This is a genomic window from Streptomyces sp. 4N509B, assembly GCF_052245655.1.
Classification (GTDB): Bacteria; Actinomycetota; Actinomycetes; order Streptomycetales; family Streptomycetaceae; genus Streptomyces.
In genome coordinates this window covers 1-3,182 of sequence record NZ_JBQQBZ010000084.1, presented here as the reverse complement: position 1 = coordinate 3,182, position 3,182 = coordinate 1, and the positions used below count along the sequence as shown (strand labels likewise).

Genomic DNA, 3,182 nt, shown 5'->3' with positions numbered 1-3,182 from the left:
CCCCCCCCCTCCGCTCTTTTCTAGGCTGGGCTCACCGTGGGCAACCCTTGTCAACCACGCCTCGGGGCTGACCGAGGTACGCCGCCGGGGCGTCCGGCGTCCACCGGTCCGGGCCGGGCCCGTAGCATCGGCCCGTGCGCATCCTGACGTGGAACCTGTGGTGGCGGTTCGGACCCTGGGAGCAGCGGCGTAAGGCGATCCTGGCCGTGCTCAGGGAGGAGCGACCCGACGTCGTCGGGCTCCAGGAGGTCTGGGAGCTGGGCGGGGAGAACCTCGCGGGCTGGCTGGCCGAGGAGCTCGGGATGCACTGGGCCTGGGCGCCGGGGGAGCTGTTGCCGCACTGGCGTGAACGGCTGGGGGACGTCCCCGGGGGCGTCGGGAACGCGGTGCTCAGCCGCTGGCCGATCGTCGAGACCGCCGTGGAGCGACTGCCCGTGGCGGGCGGCCCGCCGGAGGTCCGCACGGCGCTGTACGCGCTGGTCGACGCGGCGGGCGGGGCCCGTGTGCCGTTCTTCACCACCCACCTGCACTCCGCGTCCGGCGGCTCCGCCGTGCGGTGCGAGCAGGTCAGGGCGCTGGCGCGGTTCGTGGCCGCGCGCCGCGGACCCGGCCCGTTCCCGCCCGTGGTCACGGGCGACTTCAACGCCCTGCCCGAGTCGGACGAGGTGCGGCTCTTCGGCGGCATGGTGACCGCGCCGGCCGTGCCGGGCCAGGTGATGCTCGACGCGTGGTACCGGGCCGAGCCCGGCGCCACGCCGTACACCTGGGACGGCGCGAACCCCTACCTCGAGGGCCTGGCGTGGTTCGACGCGCGCATCGACTACGTCCACGTGGGCGTTCCCGGACCCGGTGGCGAGGGCCGGGTGCTCTCCGCGCGGCGGGCGGGCGCCGGCCCGGTCGAGGGCTACTGGGGCTCGGACCACACGGCCGTGGTGGCCGGGCTGGCCGGAGCCCGGGCGTCGGCGTAGGGGGCTGGGCGTCCGCGTGACGCCGACCGGCCCCCGCCGGCCCTCAGGTTCGCCGCCCGCCCGCCCTCACAGCGGCGGCGCCGTCGGGCCGTCCGGCCGGGCGTGCCGGCCCTCCACGACGGCGCGGGCGAGCTCGGCGACGTCCTCCTCGGGCAGCCGGCGGAAGCCGTCCTCCGTCACGACCGTGACCAGGGGGTACAGCTTGCGGGTCAGGTCGGGACCGCCGGTGGCGGTGTCCTCCTCGGCAGCGTCGTAGAGCGCCTGGATGACGGCCGTGGTGACCTCCCGCTCCGCCATGTCCTCGCGGTAGAGCTTCTTCAACGCGCCGCGCGCGAAGATCGATCCCGAGCCGGTGGCCGCGAAACCCTGCTCCTCGTGCTGGCCGCCCGCGACGTCGAAGGAGAAGATCCGCCCGCGTCCGGCGCCGAGGTCGTAGCCGGCGAAGATCGGGATGAAGGCGAGGCCCTGCATGGCGAGGCTGAGGTTGCCGCGGATCATCGTGCTCAGGCGGTTGGCCTTGCCGACCAGGGACAGGGGGACGCCCTCGACCTTCTCGTAGTGCTCCAGCTCCAGTTGGAAGAGCCGGATCATCTCCACGCTCGGGCCGAGGCTGCCGGACATGCCGATCGCGGAGAACTCGTCGGCGGGGAAGACCTTCTCGGCCTCGCGGTGGGCGATCATGCCGCCGGCCGTGACCCGCCGGTCCCCGGCGAGCAGCACGCCGTCGGCGTACGCGGCGGCCACGATCGTCGTGCCGTGGGGGATGGCCGAGGCGTCGACGGCCCCGGGGAGCTGACGGCCCGACGGCAGCGCGCCGGGGGCGTGGCGGGCGAGGAAGTCCACGAACGAGGCGGAGCCCGGCTCGAGGAACGTGGCGGGCAACTCCCCCCAGCCAGAGACGTCTACGGACACGTCGAACCCCTCTCTCCGCCGCTTCTCCCGTCCGTGGACCGCGCGCACGCGGGCCGCGCCCATCGTAGGCACAAGATCCCCGCGCGTCACCGGCGTCGCGCGAGGTCGGTCGGGCGGGAACGCCGAGGTGGGACGGGTGGGGCGGGGCGGGCGGCCCGCCGTGGGCGGGCGTGGGGCCGAACCGTCAGAGACCGACGGGGATCTCCGGGAGGTGCTCCCAGAGCTGACGGAGCGAGGCGTACCCGCGGTCGGGCACCTGTCGCAGCACCTCCAGCACCTCGGGCCGGGCTCCCGCGGCGGCGGCCAGGATCTCCGCCCGGTCCGCCGTGCCGCGTTCGAAGAGGGCGCCGAGATGGTCGGCGATCTCCACCCGCGTGACCTCGGTCGTCATGTCTGCACACCTTCGTTGGGTGTCGTACGTCAGGGGTTCGCCGGCGCCGGTTCCGCCCGCCGGTTCCGCCCGCGGCGGCCACCTGCCGGCCGACCCCATCAACCCACCCCGGGGCGTATCGCGTTCGACGGCCGGGTGGACGCGCCGCGTCCGTCAGGTGACCGCTCCCCGACGCGCCCGTGGCCGGCGCGCCGGGCCGCCGGACCCGGGGGGCGACGACCCCGGGGTTATCCGGATGACCAGGCGAGACCGGCCGCCTACGCTACGTCCCATGCGCCTCGCGATACGGGAGATGACCGCCGCCGACGCCCCGGCCGTCGCGCGGCTGCGGACCGAGGGCTGGCTGCACGCCTACGCGGATCTGGTGCCGCGCGAGGTGCTCGACGGCATGGACTCCGAGCAGTTCGCGCAGGGGCTGCGACGCATGCTGTCCGAGCAGGGGCCGGACCGCCCGCAGTTCGTCGCGCACCGGCTGGAGCCTGGCGGCGGGGACGTGGTCGGCTGGGCCGCCGTCGGCCCGTACCGGCCGGTCGCCGGCGTGGACCCCGACGCGGCCGACGGTGTCGCGCCCGCCGGCGGCGGGTCCGAGGGCAGGGCCGAGAGGGACGAGGCGGGCGGGCGGCGGGACGAGCCGTGGGGCGAGGTGTACGCGCTCTACGTGCTTCCCGGGTTCCTCGGCCGTGGCGTCGGCCGCTCGCTGATGGGCCGGGCGCTCGACGCCCTCGCCGCGGCGGGGCGCCCGCGTGCCCGGCTGTGGGTGCTGCGGGACAACGCGCCCGCCCGCCGCTTCTACGAGCGGGCCGGCTTCCGGGCCGACGGCGCGGAGAACGTGATCACCATGGCCGGCGCGGGGGTGCCGGAGGTCCGGTACGCGGCGACGCTGCCGGTGCGCCCGTGACGGGGGCCACAGG

General features: G+C 76.0%; 4 protein-coding genes. 2 read left to right on the top strand and 2 right to left on the bottom strand.

The annotated features are described in order from the left end of the window. Positions 1–134: 134 nt before the first annotated feature. Complete coding sequence (locus ACTWP5_RS31995) at positions 135–968, top strand: endonuclease/exonuclease/phosphatase family protein (protein ID WP_443224696.1); 834 nt, start codon at positions 135–137, stop codon at positions 966–968. 66 nt (positions 969–1,034) lie between these two features. On the opposite strand, the gene prcB is transcribed toward ACTWP5_RS31995, so the two are convergent. Both prcB and ACTWP5_RS31985 read right to left on the bottom strand, forming a co-directional pair. Then, on the bottom strand, positions 1,035–1,880 hold the full coding sequence (prcB, locus tag ACTWP5_RS31990) for a proteasome subunit beta (RefSeq protein ID WP_443224695.1): 846 nt from the start codon (positions 1,878–1,880) through the stop codon (positions 1,035–1,037). Positions 1,881–2,064: 184 nt separating this feature from the next. After that, positions 2,065–2,271 carry a hypothetical protein gene (locus ACTWP5_RS31985; RefSeq protein WP_443224694.1) on the bottom strand — a complete coding sequence of 69 codons (207 nt, stop codon included), beginning with the start codon at positions 2,269–2,271 and terminating at the stop codon, positions 2,065–2,067. Positions 2,272–2,542: 271 nt separating this feature from the next. Here ACTWP5_RS31985 and ACTWP5_RS31980 point away from each other — a divergent pair, with 271 nt between their 5' ends. Beyond that, positions 2,543–3,169 carry a GNAT family N-acetyltransferase gene (locus tag ACTWP5_RS31980; RefSeq protein ID WP_443224693.1) on the top strand — a complete coding sequence of 209 codons (627 nt, stop codon included), beginning with the start codon at positions 2,543–2,545 and terminating at the stop codon, positions 3,167–3,169. The last annotated feature ends 13 nt before the right edge of the window (positions 3,170–3,182 follow it).